Genomic DNA, 18,451 nt, shown 5'->3' with positions numbered 1-18,451 from the left:
CGTGGCGGGTTCGCTGCCGTGGAGGCTGCTGTCCGACACTGACGGTTCCCCGATCGGCAGACGCCGGTGCGTCTCGCCGAGCCGAACGTCGGTCCGTGCGTGTGGCACGCCGTGACCGATGACCCGACGGAAGCAGGAATCATGCGGCGTCCGCAGCACCCGACACGCAGCCCACAAGCGGATGACACCGCGGACTTCTCGGAGGGTCCACGCGCAGCGGCGCGCGCCGACGCGGCGCAACGGCGGAGGTATCGTCGCCGGCGCGTGGGCGTCGCCTTCGCGGTGGTCGCGGTGCTGGTGATCGCGGCCGGCGGCATCTACGTCGCGACGCTGTTCGCGCGCGTGTCCGACAACATCGCCGCGAACAGCGTGCAGCGCCCAGATGGCGCGGCGGTGGAGGTTCCCGACTGGAAAGGGCCGGTCAACCTGCTGATCATGGGTTCCGACACCCGCGCTGATCTCACGAGCGGCACCTACGGCGATGATGACGTCGAGGGTTCGCGATCGGACACGCTCATGCTGCTGCACGTCAATGCCGCGCACACGGACGCGACGCTGGTGAGCATCCCTCGCGACACGATGACCGCCCGGCCCGAATGCACGTATCCGGACGGTTCGACCTCGGATGCACAGGATGTGGCGCAGATCAACGGGGCCTTCGATGTGAGCCCGTTCTGCACCCTCGACACCGTGCGCGAGATGACCGGGATCGGCGTGGATCACTTCGTCGTCGTGAACTTCGATGGCTTCATCGACATCACCAACGCCGTCGGCGGCGTCGACGTGTGTCTGGCGGAACCCGTGTCAGACCCCGATTCCCAGCTCTTCCTCGACGCCGGTCCGCACACGATCCAGGGCGCGCAGGCTCTCGCGTTCGTGCGCACCCGCTACGGCATCGGTGACGGATCGGACCTCGGGCGCATCCACACGCAGCAGATCTATCTGTCCGCTCTCGCCCGCAAGCTGAAGAGCGCGGGGACGCTCGCGAATCCGGTCGCGCTGTTCAATCTCGCCGATGCGGCGACGCGCTCGATCCAGGTCGACTCGGGCCTGAGCGACACCGGCACGCTGGTGGGTCTCGCGAGCACGCTCGCAACGGTGGATCTCGGCAACATGACGCTGCTGCAGATGCCGGCCGAGGACTACCCGGAAGACACCAACCGGGTCCAGCCATCGCCCGACGCCGAGACGCTGTGGGCCGCACTTCGCGCCGACCAGCCGGTGCGGCTGGGCGGCTCGGAGGTCACTTCCGCAGAGGGAGCGGGCGATGCCGACGGCGGCGAGACGACGACGGCACCGGAGAGCGGCACCACGCCGGCGACGGACACGCCCGTCACGCTCGGGCCGGACGTGCGCGGCCAGACCGCCGACAACACCACGTGCGCCGGCGGCTGACACCCCGTCACGCTCGGACCGGACGTGCGCGGCCAGACCGCCGACATCACCACCTGCGCCGGCGGCTGACACTGCACCTTTCGTTTCTCGCCGTCGGCGATGCGCTCAGCGCGGAGTCTCCTCCGGCCTGCGCGACAGCTTCGACGGCCACCAGATCACGCGGCCGAGGTCGTACGTGAGAGCAGGCACCAGCAGGGAGCGCACCACGAAGGTGTCCAGCAGCACGCCGAAGGCGACGATGAACGCGAGCTGCACCAGGAAGAGGATCGGGATCACCGACAGCGCGGCGAACGTGGCGGCCAGGACCAGGCCGGCCGAGGTGATCACGCCACCGGTGATCGCCAGTCCGCGCATCGCCCCGTCGCGGGTGCCGTGTTTGAGGGACTCCTCGCGCACGCGCGTCATCAGGAAGATGTTGTAGTCGATGCCCAGCGCCACGAGGAAGACGAAGCCGTACAGCGGAACGGCGGGGTCGGCCCCGGGGAAGTGGAAGATCCCGTTGAACACGAGCGCGGACACCCCCAGCGCGGTGCCGAAGGAGAGCACCGTCGTCACGATGAGCAGCACCGGTGCCAGCACCGAGCGCAGCAGCAGCATGAGGATCAGCATGATCACGACCAGGATCAGCGGGATGATCAGGTTACGGTCATGGATCGACGCGTCGTTCGTATCCACGGCGGTAGCGGTGACGCCGCCGACGAGGGCGTCCAGCCCGTTGATCGTCTCGAGCTGCACCCGCAGGTCGCGAAGGGTCGCGGCTGCCGCATCGGAATCGGCGGCATCGGTGAGCGTGGCCTGCAGCATCACGTCGCCATCGACCACGGTGGGATCGGGAGCCGGCGTTCCCGGCGCGCCGACGGCCTGGATGCCGTCCGCGGTGACCGGTGCCGATCCGCTGGGCGAGTCGCTGGCCGTGACGCTCACAGATTCCACGCCATCGTTCGCGAGCAGGACATCCGCCGCCTGCTGCAGCGATGCCTCCGGTACGACGACGTACGCGGGGCTGCCCGAGCCGCCGGGGAAGTGCTCACCGAGCGCCACCTGACCGTCGCGGGCCTGCGAGGTGCCGATCACGAGGTCAGACTGCGGAACTCCCGACGCGTTCAGCTGCGTGACTCCGACGGTTCCCGCCAGCAGCACCACCGTGGTCAGCACCCAGATCAGACGAGGGCGACGACGGATGGTGCGAGCGAGCCTCGCCCAGACGCCGCGTGAGGGCATGCCGTCTTCGGCGGCGACGACCTCGGGCTCGAACTTCGGTCGGCGCGGCCAGAACGCGGCGCGCCCGAACAGGAGCAGCAGCGAGGGCAGCAGGGTCAGTGCGGCGAGCATCGCGAACACGATGCCGATCGAGGCGACCGGACCCAGCGTGCTGTTGGACTTGAGATCGCTGAGCAGGAGGCACAGCAGCCCCGCGATCACGGTGCCGCCGGAGGCGACGATCGGCTCGAAGGAGCCCTTCCAGGCGGTCATGACCGCGGCGCCCGTATCGTGTGTGACTCGCAGCTCCTCGCGGAAGCGCGAGACGAACAGCAGCGAGTAGTCGGTCGCCGCGCCGATCACCAGGATGAACAGGATGCCCTGGGTCTGTCCGCTGAGCAGCAGGATGCCGGCCTCTGCGAGCCACCACACCGTGAGCAGTGCCACACACAGGGCGAACAGGCTCGTGGAGAGCACCACCACCGGCAGTAGTAGAGAGCGGTAGACGAGCACCAGGATGACGAGCACCGCCAGCAGCGCCACCCCCAGCAGAAGGCCGTCGATTCCCGCGAAGCCGGCGACCAGGTCGGCGCTGAAGCCGGCGGGTCCGGTGATGTACACGGTCACGCCGTCCGGCGCGGCGGAGCGGAGCAGCTCGCCGAGAGCGTCCACCGTGTCGCCGAGGTCGGCGTCGCTGGAGATCGGGATGAACGCCTGCATCGCGCGACCGTCCTCGGACGGCAGTGCCGGCGAGACGTCCGCGCTGACCCCCTCGGTATCGGGAGCAGCGGTCACCGCATCGGTGATGACGGTCTTCTGGGCGTCGGTGAGCTCGGTGTCGCCGACGAACACGGCGATCGCCGGGATGGCTTCACTGTCGTTGAAGTCGCCGAGCAACGCCTGCACTTCGGTGGCTTCGGCGGAAGCCGGAAGGTACGTGGTCTGGTCATTCGAGGAGACTTCGCTCACCTTCCCGAACAGCGGCCCGCCGAGGCCCGCGGCGACGAGCCAGGCGAGGATGAGCACAACGGGGAGCAGAATGCGCAGCCAAGAAGCGCGATGCTTCTCGCGCGTCCGGTGCGGGGCAGAGGTGGGTTCTGACATGGTGACCTTTTCTGGGGAGAGATCGGTGCGGGATGGTCGGCGGGCGCGTGACTCAGCGCAGCCAGATGCCGATCAGCAGCAGGGTGGCGAGGAAGCCCGCCAGGTAGTTCAACGCGATGAATCGGCGCCAGGAGCGGTTGGTTTCCGGGGAGGTCTCGTCCGTGACGTTCCACCAGGGGGCGGCATTGACGATGTAGGGGACAGCGAGGATCGCCGCGAGCGGACCGGGCCACGGGGTGAGCGTCATCAGCGCCCCCGCCAGCACCCACAGGACGATGGCGAAGCGCACGGTGGCGCGCGCGCCGATTACCGTCGCGACGGATCCGATTCCAGCGGCACGGTCAGGGAGCACGTCCTGGACCGCACCGAACGCGTGTGCCGCCATCCCCCACAGGAAGAATGCGGACAGGGTGAGGGTGATCCCCGGCGTGATCTCTGCTTGCGCGAGCGCGAGCCCGACGATGGCGGGACTCACGAAGTGGGTGCTCGAGGTGATCGAATCGAGGAACGGCCGCTCTTTGAATCGCAGCCCGGGGGCGGAGTAGGCGATCACCGCGAAGACGCTGACGGCCAGCCACAGCCACGACACCGGTGTCCCGACGATCACGAGGTACACCAGAAACGGCACGTTCGACACCGCGGCGGCCCACAGCACCTGGCGGTGGAACCGCGGCTGCAGCAGAGCGCCTTCGATTCCGCCCTTGCGCGGGTTCGCGAGGTCGGACGCGTAGTCGAACACATCGTTGATGCCGTACATCGCCACGTTGTAGGGGATCAGGAAGGAGAGCGTGCCGATCACGAAGGTGACGTCGATCTCGCGCGTGGTCAGCAGATACGCGGCCGCGAACGGGAACGCCGTGTTGATCCAGCTGATCGGTCGCGAGGCCAGCAGGATCTGGCCCATCACACCGGGGGTACGCGTCATCGGGGCACTCCCGTGGTGTCAGTCTCGGTTCGCTCGCGGCGGGATGCCAGCAGCACCCACAGCGCCGGAAGCAGAATCGCTCCCGCGAGCGGGTAGGCAAAGTCCTCGATGGGGGCGAGGCCGATCATCACGCCGAGGAGCTGATCCGGGTCGTAGTGGAAGAACCGGGCGGCGATCATGACGGAGTCGAACACCGCCGTGAGGACACTCAGCACCGCGAGAGTGACGGCGACGGCGAGCGGGACGACGGAGCGGCGGGCAACCAGGCGAAGCACAGCAGCTACCAGGAGCGCGGCCAGCAGGAACAGGCCCGCGAGGGCGGCGTAGCTCATCGGATCTGCTCTGTCGCTCTGCGACGAGCGGTCCGTGCACGAATCAGCCGAACCGCTCCGGTGTAGACCACCATCGTGCACACCACGAGGAACACCAGGAACACGGGTTCTTCGAGGGGCAGCTCCGGCGCCAGCACGATCCCCGAGGCGAAGCCGCTCTCCCCGCGGAGGAAGATCCCGGAGGCGATGCCGGCGACGTCCCACAGCAGGAAGAACAGCGTCCCGGTGATCGTGACGATCGTCGCCGACAGTGGGTCGTGCCAGAAGAAGAGCCGGAACCGCCAGTCGATGAGCAGCATGCAGCCCAGCGACACGAGCAGGGCGACCAGGTAGAGCAGCCCCATCAGCTCGCCGTTCCCGAGCGGCCGATCATCGGATGGCCTCCACAGCACTCGCGTGGCGAATCGTGGGCAGAGGGCCGCCGGAGTGATCGCCGCGAATGCGCTTCAGCACGATCTCCGCGCTGATGAGACACATCGGCACACCCACACCGGGCGCCACCGTGCCGCCGGCGTAGTAGAGACCCTCGACGCGTCGTGAGGCGTTCTGAGCCCGGAACATCGCGCTCTGGGAGAGGATGTGCGCGGGACCCAGCATACCGCCGCGCCAGGAGTGGAAGTCATCGGCGAAGTCGGCGGGACCCGTCGTCTCGCGCACCACGATGCGCTCGCGGAGGTCGGGGGCATCTGCCCACCGCGCGATCACGTCTATGGCGCTGTCGGCGATCGCCTCGATGCGCGCATCACCCGCGCCATCGGCTCCGCCGCGGCCCAGCTGCACGTCGGCGGGAACCGGCACCAGCACGAACAGGTTCTCGTGACCCTCCGGCGCCACATTCGGGTCGGTCGCGGAGGGACGGCACACGTACAGCGAGGCGGGGTCGGGCATCGGCCCGCGCTGGCCGAACACGGCATCGAAGTTGGCGTCCCAGTCCTCCGTGAAGAACAGTGAGTGATGCGGCAGTTGGGGGAGGTCGCCACGGACTCCGAGCATGACCAGCACAGCTCCGGGGCCGCTCGTGCGCTTGCGCCACCAGCTCTCCGGGTAGGTGCGCAGCGCTTCGGGCAGCAGCCGGGTCTCGGTGTGATGCAGGTCAGCCGCCGACACGACGATGTCGGCATCCTGGTCGTGCACGGCCCCGGCGTCGTCGATCCAGCGCACGCCCGTGACCTGCGCGCGGTGGGACTTCGAGTTCGCCCCTGCGGCGGTGGTGATCCGCTGGACCGACGCGCCCGTGATGATCGTCGCTCCGGCGGACTCGGCGAGCTGCGCGATGCGGTTGACGACATCGGCGAATCCGCCCAGCGGGTATCGGACGCCCTCGTCCAGGTCGAGAGCGCTCATCAGGTGGTACATCGCGGGAGCCTGCCGTGGATCCGTGCCGAGGAACACAGCTGGGTAGCCGAGGATCTGACGCAGCGCGGGGTCGCGGAAACGCCGGGCCGCGAAGGTGTCCAGCCGACTCAGGAGCAGGCCTGCGAGGCGGGGGAGCGCACGAAGGATCTCCGGCTGCAGCAGGGAGCGCAGCGAGGTGAAGGGGTTGTAGAGGAAGTGACGCACGGCCATGTCGTTCGCGTGGCGGGCCGATGACAGGTACTCCTTCAGGCGCGCGGAGGATCCTGGTTCGAGGCCGTCGAACAGCGCCGCGATGCCGGCGCTGTCGGCAGGAACGGTGATCTCCTCGGCGCGAGCGTCGGGCGAGGACGGCTCACGGAACACCCTGTAGGCCGGGCGCAGCCGCTCAAGGTCGACCTGCTCGTCGGTAGACGTTCCCATCATCTCGAAGAAGTGGTCGAACACCCCCGGCATCAGGTACCACGACGGACCGGTGTCGAAGCGGAATCCGTCACGCTCGAGGGAGCCGGCGCGACCGCCGATGACGTCGTTCTTCTCCAGGACGGTCACCTCGTGACCCTCCCGTGCGAGCAGTCCGGCGGTGGCGAGCCCGGCGACTCCCGCGCCGATGATCGTGACCCGGCTCATCGCACGCCTGCTCCCCGGCGGGCGCGAGTCTTGTCGCTTCGACGGGCGTCGTCTTCGTGGCGGTTCATGCTCGCTCCCAGGTGGTGGTGATCAGTGCGCGGGCCGCGATGGCGGCCTTCTGAGCGTCCGGGACGCGGACGCGCTGCCGGTACAGCACCTCGATCGGCGTGCGCGCGACACGATCGGTGAGCGCCGTGAACAATCCGTGGGCGCTGCGCACCGCAGCCCGGGCGTCGCGCGGAAGGAGCGGAATGCTCCGGTCCGCGTCGGCCAGCTGCTGGCGAATGGTGAGGACCCAACCGTCCCGCTGCGCCTGGGTGAGACGCCCGTCGCTGGACAGATAGCCTCGCCCCAACCGGTCGGTGTCGTCGGCGAGGTCCCGCAGGAAGTTGACGTTCTGGAAGGCCGCGCCGAGTTGCTTCGCTCCGTGCAGGAGGGTTGCCTGGTCGGCGTCGGAGACGCGCATGCCTCGGACGAAGATGCGCAGGCACATCAGCCCCACCACCTCGGCAGAGCCGTACACGTAGCGGGCGTGAGAGGCGGCATCGTGGGTGCGCAGCTGTGCCGTTGCCGTGTCCGTCGCCCCGAGGTCGTCCCGCATCGAGGAGAAGAACGGCTCCGTGAGGTCGGTGCCGATGCCGCTCTCGCGAGCAGTTCGCGCGAACGCGTGGAGCACGATGTTGCTGCTGTAGCCGCTGCGCATCGCGCGGTGCGTCTGCTCGGCGTACTCGGTGAGTGCCGCCTGCTGGTCGGCTCGGGTGAGCCCCGCCTCCGCGGCGACCCCGTCGACGATCTCGTCCGCGATGCGCACCATCGCGTACACGTTGCGCACGTGCTGGCGATGGCGCGACCCGAGCAGGCGCGAGGCGAGCCCGAAGGACGTGGAGTAGCTGCGGATCACGCCGGCCGCGGCGCTCTCGGCCGTTGCGGTGAACCGCTCCAGCGCGGCGCGGTCGGATGCCGTGGTGCGGGTCCCGCTCATGACTGCCGTCCCTCCAGTCGCTCCGGGATCGCCAGCAGTACCCGCTGTGCCGCGGCGGGGAGCAGTCCGCTGCTGCCGACGTCGCTGTTGACGCCGGTGATGAGGCTGCGAGCGGCATCGATGTGCTCGTCCACCAGGTTGGCGACGAAGTCACGCGCGCCGCACTCCTCCAGGAGTGTGCGGATGAGCAGGGCATCGCTCTCCGTGAGGTCGGATCGGCCGAGTCGCGGCTCGATCCGACGCCAGGCGCTCGTCATGCGCGCATAGGCGATGAGGGCAGTGCGCTTGCCTTCGCGGAGGTCCGAGTGCGGATCCTTGCCGTGGCGCGCCGCATCCCCGAAGACGGAGAGCAGATCGTCCTGCAGCTGGAAGGCGAGTCCGAGGTGGCGGGCGATCGCGGCGAGGTGGTTCTCGATGGCGGGGGAGCGGCCGGCGAGGATCGCGGCCAGCCGCAGCGGCAGCTCGAAGGTGTAGGTCGCCGTCTTGTCCGCCGACATCGCGAGAATGGTGGCGAGGTCCGCCGGCACGACCTGGTCGGTGAGCGCCACATCGGCCTGCTCTCCGGCCACGGTCTCCGTGATGGTGTGCTCCAGCAGATCCAGCGCTCGCAGACGCTGCGCGTGGGGGAGGTCCGCGCGGGCGAAGCTCTGATGAACGCTGGAGAGCAGCAGATCGCCGAGCAGGATCGCGCCGGTCTGACCCCAGTGCAGTGCCTCCCGCGGAGCCAGCAGCGGGTGCGGATGCTCGTCGCGCAGCGACGCGATGAGATTGGGGCGGTGTCGGCGCTGCACATCGCCGTCGATGACGTCGTCGTGCAGGAGGAACGCGTAGTGCAGCGTCTCGATCGCGGCAGCGAGATCCAGCACGGTCGTGGTGTCGGCTGCATCGGCCGATGAGTCGGTGAGGGCGTCGTACAGGGCGACGAGAAGGCGGGGACGCAGCAGCTTGCCGCCGAGGACATGATGTGAGGCCGTTCGCCAGAGTCCGGCGAACTCGACGCCGTAGCGTTCCGCTGCGGACGTGCGCGCAGCGAACTGCCGGCGGAGGCGGGCCTCGATACGAGCGCGAAGATCCTCGTCGACGGTCAGGACGGGCATGGCGGGAATCCGTTCGCTCGCACGAGGAGGGGAAGTTGTTCCTGGAGCCAGGGGCTGAAGGCGAAGGGCGCGGAGCGCACCGCCCGTGCCGCGTCGTCGATGTCTACCCAGGCGTGCTCGGAGACTTCGACGGGCTCGGGGAGGAGCGGCGCATCGATCCGGGCGACGTAAACCGGGCAGATCTCGTTCTCGACGATGCCGCTGGCGTCGACCGCCCGGTAACGGTAGTCGGGGAGCACCATCTGCAACTCCGTGACGCGGGTACCGAGCTCCTGTTCCGCGCGGCGCCGGATGGCATCCGCCATGACTTCACCGGGTGCCGGGTGACCGCAGAAGCTGTTGGTCCAGACGCCCGGCCAGGTGCGCTTGCTGAGGGCACGACGCGTCAGGAGGAGTTCGCCGTGGTCGTTGAGCAGGTAGCAGGAGAACGCGAGGTGCAGGGGTGTGCTGGTGGTGTGCACGTCGTCCTTGGGCGCCGAGCCGCGCTCGGTGCCGTCCTCGCTGAGGAGCGTCACGAGTTCCATCGAATCTCCGTCCGTGGCTGTCATTCAACAAAGCATATTGCTAGCTAGGTAAGAAATAAAGTACGTGTGAAACATCTTCTGTGTAGCATGTTCACATGGTCACAGAGCCGGGCGGGAGCCTGCATGATTTCGCGGCGTCCCCGCCGAGAGGTCGTCCGCCTGGCGCGACGGACAGGGCCGATGGCGGCGGGCTCTACGACATCGAAACCAGCGATCCGCGCCAGACGCTGGTTGATCGCTCTGGTGTTTCCGCGGAGGACATCCAGCAGATCACCGAGCTGATGAAGGCTCTGGGTGCGCTCCGCGAGGCCGAGCAGCACCTGTCGGAGGTCTCGCGGCGTTACATGCAGCTCAATGAGACCGACATGCGGGCGCTGCACTATCTGATCGTCTGCTCCAACACCAACACGTTCGTCACCCCGGGCGCTATCGCGCACCACCTCCGGATCTCTTCCGCATCCACCACGAAGCTGCTGGACCGGCTGGAGCGGGGTGGGCATATCGTGCGATCGCCGCACCCCACGGATCGTCGCGCGCTGACGATCTCGATCACCCCGGAGACTCATCGGGCGGCGATGGAGACGGTCGGGCGGCAGCAGTCCAAGCGCTTCTATTCCGCCGCGCGGCTGACTCCCAGCGAGCGCGAGGTGGTCATCCGCTTCCTGCGTGACATGACGGAGGAGATCACGCTGCGCGACGAAGCGTGGGCGCAGGAGGGCGCACACGCGGACTGAGTCGGGGCCTGTGTTGTCAACCCGCTATCGCCCACGCGTTGCCTGCGGCAGGGTGCACCCATGGAGGCGCTCATTCCCTGTCGTACCCTCGATGAACTCGCATCGCTCGTGCGGGCGCATCCGACGGTGTATGTGCGGTACAGCGCTGGCCCGCGACATGACGCGGACGAGCTGAGCATCGATGGCGAGAGCGGCCTGGAGCTGCCGGGTCTCTCCGTCAATCCGCTCACGCCGGAGCAGTGGTGGTCGCGTCCGCTCGCGCACTGGCTCGCGCGCCAGCTCATGCAATACCAGCATCTCCGTGAGCGGGACGGAGCTTTCGGCTGGGTGCTGACGGGCCGCGAGGTGGGCCGCGGGCCGGACTGCGAACCCCTGGTCGTGGACGTCGTGCCGCTCGCGCGGATCGCGGACTCGCTCGTGACCGAGGCCGATGCCCTGTACGACCGGGTGTTCGATCGAGGCGCCCTGCCGAACCACCGTGGCGACAAGACTGCCGACAGAGGATAGCTTCTGCTCCGATCTGCGGAAACCCCCAGACGGGGATCCGCGAGCGGTGCCTATCGTGTGAGTTCCGAAGAACGACGAGAGGATCTCATCATGACAACTCAGGTGTCGGCGTCGACCGTCGTCGACGTGCCGATCAATGAGGTGTACGACCAGTGGACTCAGTTCGAGGACTTCCCTCGGTTCATGTCTGCGGTGAAGCGGGTGGAGCAGATCGACGACGTCCGCACGCACTGGGACGTGGAGGTGGGGGGAGTGCAACGCTCCTTCTACGCGACGATCACGCAGCAGGAGCCTGACCGGCTGATTCGGTGGGAGAGCGAGGGCGACAAGATGCACAACGGCGAAGTCTCCTTCATGGCCACCGGTGAAGGAACCAAGATCTCGCTGGCGATGGAGTGGATGCCGGAGGGATTCGTGGAATCCACCGGTGCCATGTTGAACCTGGACAAGCGCGCGGCGGAGAAGGACCTGGAGCGGTTCAGGGAGTTCATGCAAGAGCGCGGCAAGGCCACCGGCGCGTGGCGGGGTCGCATCGAGGACACCTGAGTCCGCGGCACGCACCGCTGTCCGGCGCGGCCCGTGCTCCCGTCGCGCCGGACAGCGGCTATCCCCTCTGCGCTCAGCGCACCAGGGGTGTGGGGTCGGAGCCGGCGTAGACCAGCTCCGTCACGCCGATCGGGTGTTGCTCCTGCTCTGTCGCATGCACCATGGTCAGCTGCAATCCGTCCTGGGTCGGGAATATGGAGGCCGTGAAACGTTGGCCGGGCGACGTCGCCTGCAACCCCTCGATGATGTGGGTCGAGATACGGCGTGCGGCGGCGTCGTCCTTCGCATCGGCACTCGTCACTCGCAGCGTGTAGTCGATCCCGCGTGAGCGCGCGTACAGGAGGGTCGGCACGAGCTCCGGCCCCAGGTGGATCAGGTCCGGGCCGATCTGGGAGAGCTGGCGAAGGTAGCGCTCCTCCACGACGCATGCCTCGCGCGAGGCAGGATCATCGGCCGCGATCTCGCCGTTCGCGATAGCTGAGAGCAGGCGAACGGCGTTGTCCAGGCCGGCATCCACCCACCGTCCGTGGATGCGCTGCGCGCCCGAAGCGAGTTCCGTGGTCATCCGTGCCTGAAAGAGCGCGTCACGTGCCGCTGCCGCCCGGCCATTCAGGCGCAGGATCTGCACCTGAATGGCGCTCCACATCCCGCCCACGGCGAGGGTGATGATCCCTGCGGTCAGAGTGACCCGCGCCCCGTTCGCTGAGACGGGGGCTACGGCCGCCACAGCGGCGGCGATACACAGCGCTGCCGTCGCACCAGCCACCGCCAGGTATCGCGGCGCGACGCCATGAGCGAGGAGGAGGACATACGGCGCCGTCGCGGCGATCGCGTTCCACTGCGTCCAGCCCTGCGATCCGAATCCACTGGCGGCTCCGGAGAGCAGGAAGACGGCGCACATGCAGAGCGTGAGCCAGATCGTGGTCGTGGCGGGCGCGGTCCCCGCAGGCGTGCGCCAGACGATCACCAGCGCGAGCACCATGAAGCCGATCATCGGGAACTGCGCCAGGTGCAGATTGGTGCTGCCGGCGATGAGGAGGATTGCGCTGCCGAGGGTGGCGCCAACAGCCCAGAACATGCCGGCGCGGCTGATCAGGCTGGCCGCCGCGCGATGGGTGGCGACGCGGCGAGATGTGGCACCGACTCCCCGGAATCCGTGGTGGGTGGTCGTGCCCGCATCGTCCGCCTCGAAACGCAGCGGAACCGTGAGCAGAACCGTCGTTCCCGTCCCGAGGACACTCGTCACGCGTGCGTCGAAACCGTTGGCGCGGGCGCGCTCGTGAATCGACGAGACGAAGCCCGTCGTCTTGCGGGCGTGCGGTCCGGATCCCCAGCTCTCCACCACCGATGCCTGCAGCACGGCCGCGACGTCGAAACCGTGCCCTGTGTCTCGCAAAGCAATCCGCAGGGCCGGACCGACAACCGAGGTGCTGATCTCCATCTCATCCGCGCCCGAGTGCTTCATCGCGTTTGTCTGCGCTTCTCGGACGCAGCCGAGAAGCGCGCGTGTCACGGCGGCGGGCAGCTGCTCGGTAGCGGCTCGGAGCTCGTCATCGTCGAGGCCCGTCCGCGTGACCTGGAGGCCCGGTTGGCGGAAGATGTCGAGGATGTCGTCGTCGGGGAGGCTGAGGCGTTCACCCCGTAGCTGGCGCAGCAACGTGACGTCTCGGGCGCACTGCGCCCGCACCTGACCCATGTCGCTCACGCCGGAGTTGCCGTTCGCGATAGCGCCGAGGGTGTTGATGGCCGTGTCATGCAGGATGCGGATCTGCTCGCTCATCTGAGTGATCGTGTGGCGCTGCAGAGCGGCTTCCTCCCGTTCCAGCTCGCTCTCGGTGATCGAACGGTCGGTGCTGTTCACGTATTCCAGCAGTGACGCAAGGGCAAGGCGGGTCACGGTCACGATGAGCACCTGGACGAGCGCGAGCGAGATCGTGAAGCGGGGATCCTCGCCGTGCGGGGACGCGGCGATCATCAGGGCACAGATGAGAGTGGTCGCGAGCGTCACTGGCACGGCGAGGGCGCTCAGCACGAGCGCTCCCATCATGAAGCTGGCGAAGTTGAGCTGCCAGGTCGTGGCTGAGGCAAGTGCACTCAGCTCCGGTGCGCGCGGGAGGATCAGGGCTCCCAGTCCGAACGCAAGGATCGCGATGGGCGCCGGCGGGATCGGAGAAACGAGAGCGATGAGCATCAGGAGACCGAGCGCGACTTCGGCGACCGCGAACGCGTACCCAGCGCCGCCCAGCCGGATGCTGGCCAGTGGCGCGACCGTGAACGCCAACACTGCGCATCCGACGAGCAGCACGCGAGACAGTGCGCGCATGAACGCGCCTGCTGCCCAGATGTTCAGGTCTGTGTCGAGCATCTCGGAGCGCTCCACATGCAAGCGGGTGAAGAGCACGCGCAACATGCCAATCACTACGCTCATGTTTCCGTTCTTACTGCACGAACCGCTTTGGTGCCAGTTGCGTGCTCATTATCACGGTGAGCAGCGGCGGTGGACGTCGGGTCGCGGACTGCGCAAGCCCGGGGCACGAACCGCAGGATCGGTTGAGGAACGTGAATGGTCTCGAGCACCGTGCCACATCGTCCTAGACTCCGAAGCGTGACCGACCCAGCCGCTGACACAACGCCGGAGCGTGCCACATCCCACCTCGTGAATGCCACGATGCAGCATTCCGTGCTGGGCGGTGTGGCGGTATGGCACGGATTCGTGATCCTCGCGGCCCTCGCCTCGGTGCAGAGTCGGGCGTTGACCGGGCAGGCGCTCGCCTGGGTCATCGCCGTGCACGTGCTCCTCGCGGCCGCCTGTCTTCTGAGTGACGCCCTGCACCGCCCGGCGCTGCCCGCTCTCATCGCCACTTTTGGTGGAGTCATCGTGGATCTGAGTGCGGTGTCGGACTGGCATTCGCCCCTGGTGTTCGCCGCGGTCTGGACGGCGGGCATCATGTGCGCCACGCCCGCGCTGATTCTGCGGCCCCGAGCAGCGGCCCTCGTGGCAGTGGGTGCGCTGGTCGGGCAGCTGTGGCTGCAGATTGTGCTTCGTCCGCAGTGGCCGCTGCACGTGCGACTCACCGTGGTGGTGCTGGCGGTGATCTTGTTCTTCGGGGTGCGTGCAATGAACCGCACCATCGACCAGACGGCGCACCGCGCCGATGAACAGACCGAGCTGGCGAACCGCAGCGTCCGCACCGAACGAGTCGCACGTGACACGGGTCGGCAGACGGCCGAAGACGCGCGGGTGCTGCACGACACGGTCATCAACACACTGAGCCTTATCGCGCGCGGCGCGGGCCCGGGCTTCGACCTCGCAGCGGTGCGGCGGCGCGCTGCGCATGACGCAGCGGTGGTTCGTCGTCTCGCCGCCGACAACGACGACGAATCGCGGCGTGGAGGTCACGAGCACCCCGTCACTCGGGGCGGGCCGTGGCTTGACGACGGCGGTGGCCTGACGCCGCTCATCGCGTCCCTGGAGCAGCACGCGGCCCTCCCTGTCGACTACCACGGGCCGGAGGCGCACGATCTGGAGCGGGTCGAATCGCTCCTTCCCGTGGAATCGTCGCGTGCGATCGTGCGTGCGGTGTACGAGTTGGTGACCAATGCGGCGAAGCACTCCGGGGCATCGAGCGTGCGACTCGGCCTGGAACTGCAGCCCGCGGGCGTGGTCGTGTGCGTGAGCGATGACGGTGTCGGATTCGCAGGAGATCGTGTGCCGGGGCGCGGGCTCGCCGAATCGGTGTTCCGTCGGTGCGCGGACGCGAATGTCGCGGTAGCGCTCGACAGCGCGCCCGGACAGGGGACAACCGTCACTTTGACGTACAGCATGGACGCCGCTCGGCGTGGTTTCTCGGCCATGCCCGCTGCCGACTTCGGCATGGACGCTCGAGCGATTGCGGCTGCCGGGTGCTGGATCTGGGCCGGCATCATCATCGGCGCCGACCTGGTCCTGTCCGTGTTCCGACCGTCCGCCATCGCCCCCACGAGTGTCGCCGTGTCGCTGTGCTTGGCGGTGCTGACGTTGTTCGCGTGGTCGTTCGCGAACCGTCGCCAACCGGTGCCGGGGTGGGTGACATGCCTGATCGTCCTGTCCGTTCCTGCGGGGTACCTCGCGCCATTCGCCGTGCTCGTCGAGGCCGCGGAGCCCTTGCTGTTCTTCCCCGCGCTCGTGGGAACAGCCCCGCTCGTGATCCTGATGATGACCTACCGCTCGCGCGTACCGTTGATCGTCGCGCTCGTGGGTCTGGGGGCGGCGGTCCTGCTGGCCTGTGTTGCCGTGTCATCGGTGGACCCGGCATCCTTCCCTCTCGCCATCGTCGCTGCTGCGCCGCAGGTCGGGTTGTTCGCGGGCTGGGGTGTGTTTGTGCCTGTGCTCAGCCGGGCAGTGGAGGCTTATCGAGCGCAGGTGTGGGCCGCGTTCGAGGCGGATACCGGTGCCGAAGCGCAGAACGCGCTGACCACCGCGAGGCAGCGGTGGATCCGGGTGGGTACCCGGACATCGGTCGCGCTGCTCGACAAGATCGCGCGCGGAGCTGCGGATCCTCGAGACCCTGTGATCCAGCAGCTGTGCGCGGACGAAGAGAGCTATCTGCGACAGCTGCTCCTCATCGATGCGGGCGTGCTCAACCTCAGCCCCTGGCTCGCGCTCGCACTGGTGAAAGCGCGCGCACGCTCCGTGCTGTTGGAGGTTCGCGGCGGCACGATCGACAGCGCGGATCCCACCACGGCGCGGCTTGCGGGTGAAGCGCTCCTCGGCGTCCTCGATCTGTGCACGCCGTCGGATCGGGTGATCGTGAGCCTGTTCACAGAGGCGGAGCGGCCGGTGTGCCTGATTCTGGGTCCCGCCCTTCTCGCTCCCGCGATGGCGGAGATGATCGCGGCGAATCCCACCTCGATGGAGTGCATTGCCGGCTCCTCGCACACGCTGATATCGGTGCGGCCGCCCATCACCGTGCCGCCGACAGATCCCGCACTGGTCTTGTCCGAGCGCTCTGATGGGGCGAACGCGAGGCAATTTACAGACTTGGGACCAAAATCACGGTCTCGCGCGTTGAGATGATGGAACCTGCGAAAGAGCAGGAGCGAGGAGAGAATCATGGTCCAAGGAATCGCTGACGACGGCCGCATCACCACGCGAGACGGCGCGGACACGGCCGTTCTCGCGGGCGGATGCTTCTGGGGGATGGAAGACCTCATCCGCAAGCAGCCCGGCGTGCTGGACACGCGAGTCGGCTACACCGGCGGAAGCAATGATCACGCGACGTACCGCAACCACCCCGGTCACGCGGAGGCGGTGGAGATCGTCTACGACCCCACGAAGACGACCTACCGTGACGTGCTGGCGTTCTTCTTCCAGATCCACGATCCGTCGACGCTGGATCGTCAGGGCAACGACATCGGATCGAGCTACCGCTCCGCGATCTTCCCCCTGAACCAGGAACAGGAGCGGATCGCCCGCGACACCATCGCCGATGTCGACGCGTCGGGACTGTGGCCGGGAAAGGCCGTCACCACGATCGAGCCGGCGGGCCCGTTCTGGGAGGCGGAGCCGGAGCACCAGGACTACCTGGAGCGCATCCCGAATGGCTACACGTGCCACTTCGCCCGTCCGGGCTGGGTGCTCCCGCGCCGCGCCGAGGTGTGATCCGGATCCGCCACCGACGGGTGGCGTATGGTTGACGCGAGCGCTCGGCCGCCACACTGACGTGACCTGCTGTTGCGGTGCAGACCGAGCTCCACACGAAGACCGCTCGTCCGGGAGCGGCGATGCCCCGTGCTTGTCGAGCTCGGCATCTTCGACCCGACTGTGAGAGGTCCCCATGCCACGTCCCACCCGCGTCGTCACGCTGCAGTCCGTCGCCGAGCACGCGGGCGTCTCCCTCAAGACCGCGTCCAATGCCGTCAACGGCACAGGCCGCATGGGGGAGGACACCCGCACGAAGGTCCTCGCCGCCGTGGACGAACTCGGCTATAAGGTCAACGTCGCCGCGCGCAACCTGACACGGGGTCGCACCGATTCCATCGCCCTGGCGGTTCCCACGCTGAAGGCTCCGTACCTCGCAGAGCTCGCCGAGAGCGTGGTCGATGCGGCACGTGCTCGCGGTCTCACCGCCTACGTCACGACGTTCGGTGAGGGCTTCGGTCCGATGACCTCGCGCGCCTACCTCGAGCAGTTCAACGTCCATTTCGCCGACGGGCTGCTGCTGTCCATGGCCGAGCACGAGCAGCTGGAGCCGGCCGATCTCGACGTGGACTATCCGCTCGTCTGCCTCGGCTCACGAGACACGTTCGGCCTGGCCGACCACGTCACCACCGATGACATCGCCGATGCGCGCACCGCGACGCAGTATCTGCTGTCGCGCGGCTGTACGTCGATCGCCGTCGTGGGGGCTCACCACGCGTATGACCCGGTGAAGATCGGTAGCGCGACAGAGGGCAACGCCGAACAGCGCCTCCGTGGCATCTCCGAGGCGCTCGCCTCGGCGGGGCTTCGCCTCGACGGCCGTCTGGTCGGTGTCAGCGGCTATGTCTGGTCGATCAGCGCCGGATTCCGCTCGGCGACCGCTGTCCTCGACTCCGGCGTCGCGTTCGACGGACTGATCTGTCTCAGCGACACGATCGCCATCGGTGCGGTCTTCGCCCTGCGCGAGCGCGGCATTCGCATCCCGGAAGACGTTCAGGTGATGGGCTTCGACAACATCGCCGAGTCCGCCTACCTGGTCCCGCCTCTGACCACGATGAGCTCGCAGCTCGAGTGGATCGCGCCCACCGCGATCGACCTGCTGAGCGCGCGCATCGACGGCAGCGAAGCGGATCCGTCGCTGCATCTCGCGCTGTCCGACATCGTGGTCCGCTCCACCACCCGGTAGCTTCACAGCCACGTTTTCCACCCCCAGGACTCGCGCCTGATCTGGGATTCATAGCCTCCGAGAAATTTGCTGGTGCGAAGCGGGGAATCGTGCGCTATCGTTCCTGGTACAGCGCTGTACCAGAGACTGCAATGAAGGAGAGACTGGCCATACACGCACCGATCCGTCGCGCCCGGAACGCACGACGACGGTAGGCACTTCCCCCGTGGAAGGCCGATGACGGAGACGATCACCCCGTCAGGCGAATCCCTCACAG

General features: G+C 67.9%; 16 protein-coding genes. 7 read left to right on the top strand and 9 right to left on the bottom strand.

Translation table 11 applies throughout. The features are described from left to right. Positions 1-141: 141 nt before the first annotated feature. The gene (locus tag ACI3KU_RS17175) at positions 142-1,395 is read left to right on the top strand and encodes an LCP family protein (protein ID WP_404923551.1); all 1,254 of its coding nucleotides are present in this window, start codon (positions 142-144) and stop codon (positions 1,393-1,395) included. A 105-nt stretch (positions 1,396-1,500) separates the two neighbouring features. Here ACI3KU_RS17175 and ACI3KU_RS17170 read toward each other — a convergent pair whose 3' ends face one another. The 8 genes from ACI3KU_RS17170 to idi form a co-directional block, all read right to left on the bottom strand. Then, positions 1,501-3,699, bottom strand: a complete 2,199-nt coding sequence (locus ACI3KU_RS17170) for an MMPL family transporter (protein ID WP_404923550.1) — start codon at positions 3,697-3,699, stop codon at positions 1,501-1,503. A 52-nt stretch (positions 3,700-3,751) separates the two neighbouring features. Further along, positions 3,752-4,624, bottom strand: a complete 873-nt coding sequence (locus tag ACI3KU_RS17165; RefSeq protein WP_404923549.1) for a prenyltransferase — start codon at positions 4,622-4,624, stop codon at positions 3,752-3,754. Continuing rightward, positions 4,621-4,956 carry a lycopene cyclase domain-containing protein gene (locus tag ACI3KU_RS17160; protein WP_404923548.1) on the bottom strand — a complete coding sequence of 112 codons (336 nt, stop codon included), beginning with the start codon at positions 4,954-4,956 and terminating at the stop codon, positions 4,621-4,623. Before ACI3KU_RS17160 ends, ACI3KU_RS17165 begins: the two co-directional genes overlap by 4 nt. Beyond that, positions 4,953-5,300, bottom strand: coding sequence for a lycopene cyclase domain-containing protein (locus tag ACI3KU_RS17155; RefSeq protein WP_404923547.1), 348 nt, complete (start codon positions 5,298-5,300; stop codon positions 4,953-4,955). Before ACI3KU_RS17155 ends, ACI3KU_RS17160 begins: the two co-directional genes overlap by 4 nt. Before the next feature lie 25 nt (positions 5,301-5,325). Further along, complete coding sequence (gene crtI / locus ACI3KU_RS17150; RefSeq protein WP_404923546.1) at positions 5,326-6,939, bottom strand: phytoene desaturase family protein; 1,614 nt, start codon at positions 6,937-6,939, stop codon at positions 5,326-5,328. A gap of 64 nt (positions 6,940-7,003) precedes the next feature. Continuing rightward, complete coding sequence (locus ACI3KU_RS17145; RefSeq protein WP_404923545.1) at positions 7,004-7,921, bottom strand: phytoene/squalene synthase family protein; 918 nt, start codon at positions 7,919-7,921, stop codon at positions 7,004-7,006. Next, complete coding sequence (locus tag ACI3KU_RS17140; protein WP_404923544.1) at positions 7,918-9,018, bottom strand: polyprenyl synthetase family protein; 1,101 nt, start codon at positions 9,016-9,018, stop codon at positions 7,918-7,920. Before ACI3KU_RS17140 ends, ACI3KU_RS17145 begins: the two co-directional genes overlap by 4 nt. Next, the gene (gene idi / locus ACI3KU_RS17135; protein WP_404923543.1) at positions 9,006-9,566 is read right to left on the bottom strand and encodes an isopentenyl-diphosphate Delta-isomerase; all 561 of its coding nucleotides are present in this window, start codon (positions 9,564-9,566) and stop codon (positions 9,006-9,008) included. The genes ACI3KU_RS17140 and idi overlap by 13 nt, the downstream gene beginning before the upstream one ends. A 71-nt stretch (positions 9,567-9,637) precedes the next feature. Here idi and ACI3KU_RS17130 point away from each other — a divergent pair, with 71 nt between their 5' ends. The 3 genes from ACI3KU_RS17130 (at position 9,638) to ACI3KU_RS17120 (ending at position 11,329) form a co-directional block, all read left to right on the top strand. Further along, a complete protein-coding gene (locus tag ACI3KU_RS17130) occupies positions 9,638-10,276 on the top strand; it encodes a MarR family winged helix-turn-helix transcriptional regulator (RefSeq protein ID WP_404923542.1) in 639 nt (212 codons plus the stop codon). 60 nt (positions 10,277-10,336) lie between these two features. Beyond that, the gene (locus tag ACI3KU_RS17125) at positions 10,337-10,783 is read left to right on the top strand and encodes a DUF6098 family protein (protein WP_404923540.1); all 447 of its coding nucleotides are present in this window, start codon (positions 10,337-10,339) and stop codon (positions 10,781-10,783) included. Between the two features lie 90 nt (positions 10,784-10,873). After that, a complete protein-coding gene (locus tag ACI3KU_RS17120) occupies positions 10,874-11,329 on the top strand; it encodes an SRPBCC family protein (RefSeq protein WP_404923539.1) in 456 nt (151 codons plus the stop codon). 73 nt (positions 11,330-11,402) lie between these two features. Here the strand turns inward: ACI3KU_RS17120 and ACI3KU_RS17115 are convergent, their stop codons facing one another. Continuing rightward, positions 11,403-13,757: a sensor histidine kinase gene (locus ACI3KU_RS17115; RefSeq protein ID WP_404923538.1), complete on the bottom strand. Its 2,355-nt coding sequence runs from the start codon at positions 13,755-13,757 to the stop codon at positions 11,403-11,405. 177 nt (positions 13,758-13,934) lie between these two features. Between ACI3KU_RS17115 and ACI3KU_RS17110 the strand changes: the two genes are divergently transcribed. The 3 genes from ACI3KU_RS17110 to ACI3KU_RS17100 all read left to right on the top strand — a co-directional run bounded on the left by ACI3KU_RS17110 (position 13,935) and on the right by ACI3KU_RS17100 (position 18,195). Continuing rightward, positions 13,935-16,385 carry a sensor histidine kinase gene (locus ACI3KU_RS17110; protein ID WP_404923537.1) on the top strand — a complete coding sequence of 817 codons (2,451 nt, stop codon included), beginning with the start codon at positions 13,935-13,937 and terminating at the stop codon, positions 16,383-16,385. 36 nt (positions 16,386-16,421) lie between these two features. Then, complete coding sequence (gene msrA / locus ACI3KU_RS17105) at positions 16,422-16,970, top strand: peptide-methionine (S)-S-oxide reductase MsrA (protein ID WP_404923536.1); 549 nt, start codon at positions 16,422-16,424, stop codon at positions 16,968-16,970. Positions 16,971-17,145: 175 nt separating this feature from the next. Next, positions 17,146-18,195 carry a LacI family DNA-binding transcriptional regulator gene (locus ACI3KU_RS17100; RefSeq protein WP_404923535.1) on the top strand — a complete coding sequence of 350 codons (1,050 nt, stop codon included), beginning with the start codon at positions 17,146-17,148 and terminating at the stop codon, positions 18,193-18,195. Positions 18,196-18,451 lie beyond the last annotated feature (256 nt).

Origin of the sequence: Microbacterium sp. ZW T5_56 (assembly GCF_044987425.1) — a bacterium.
Lineage (GTDB): Bacteria > Actinomycetota > Actinomycetes > Actinomycetales > Microbacteriaceae > Microbacterium.
Note: the sequence above shows the minus strand (reverse complement) of the source record. Positions and strands in the feature narration are given on the sequence as shown.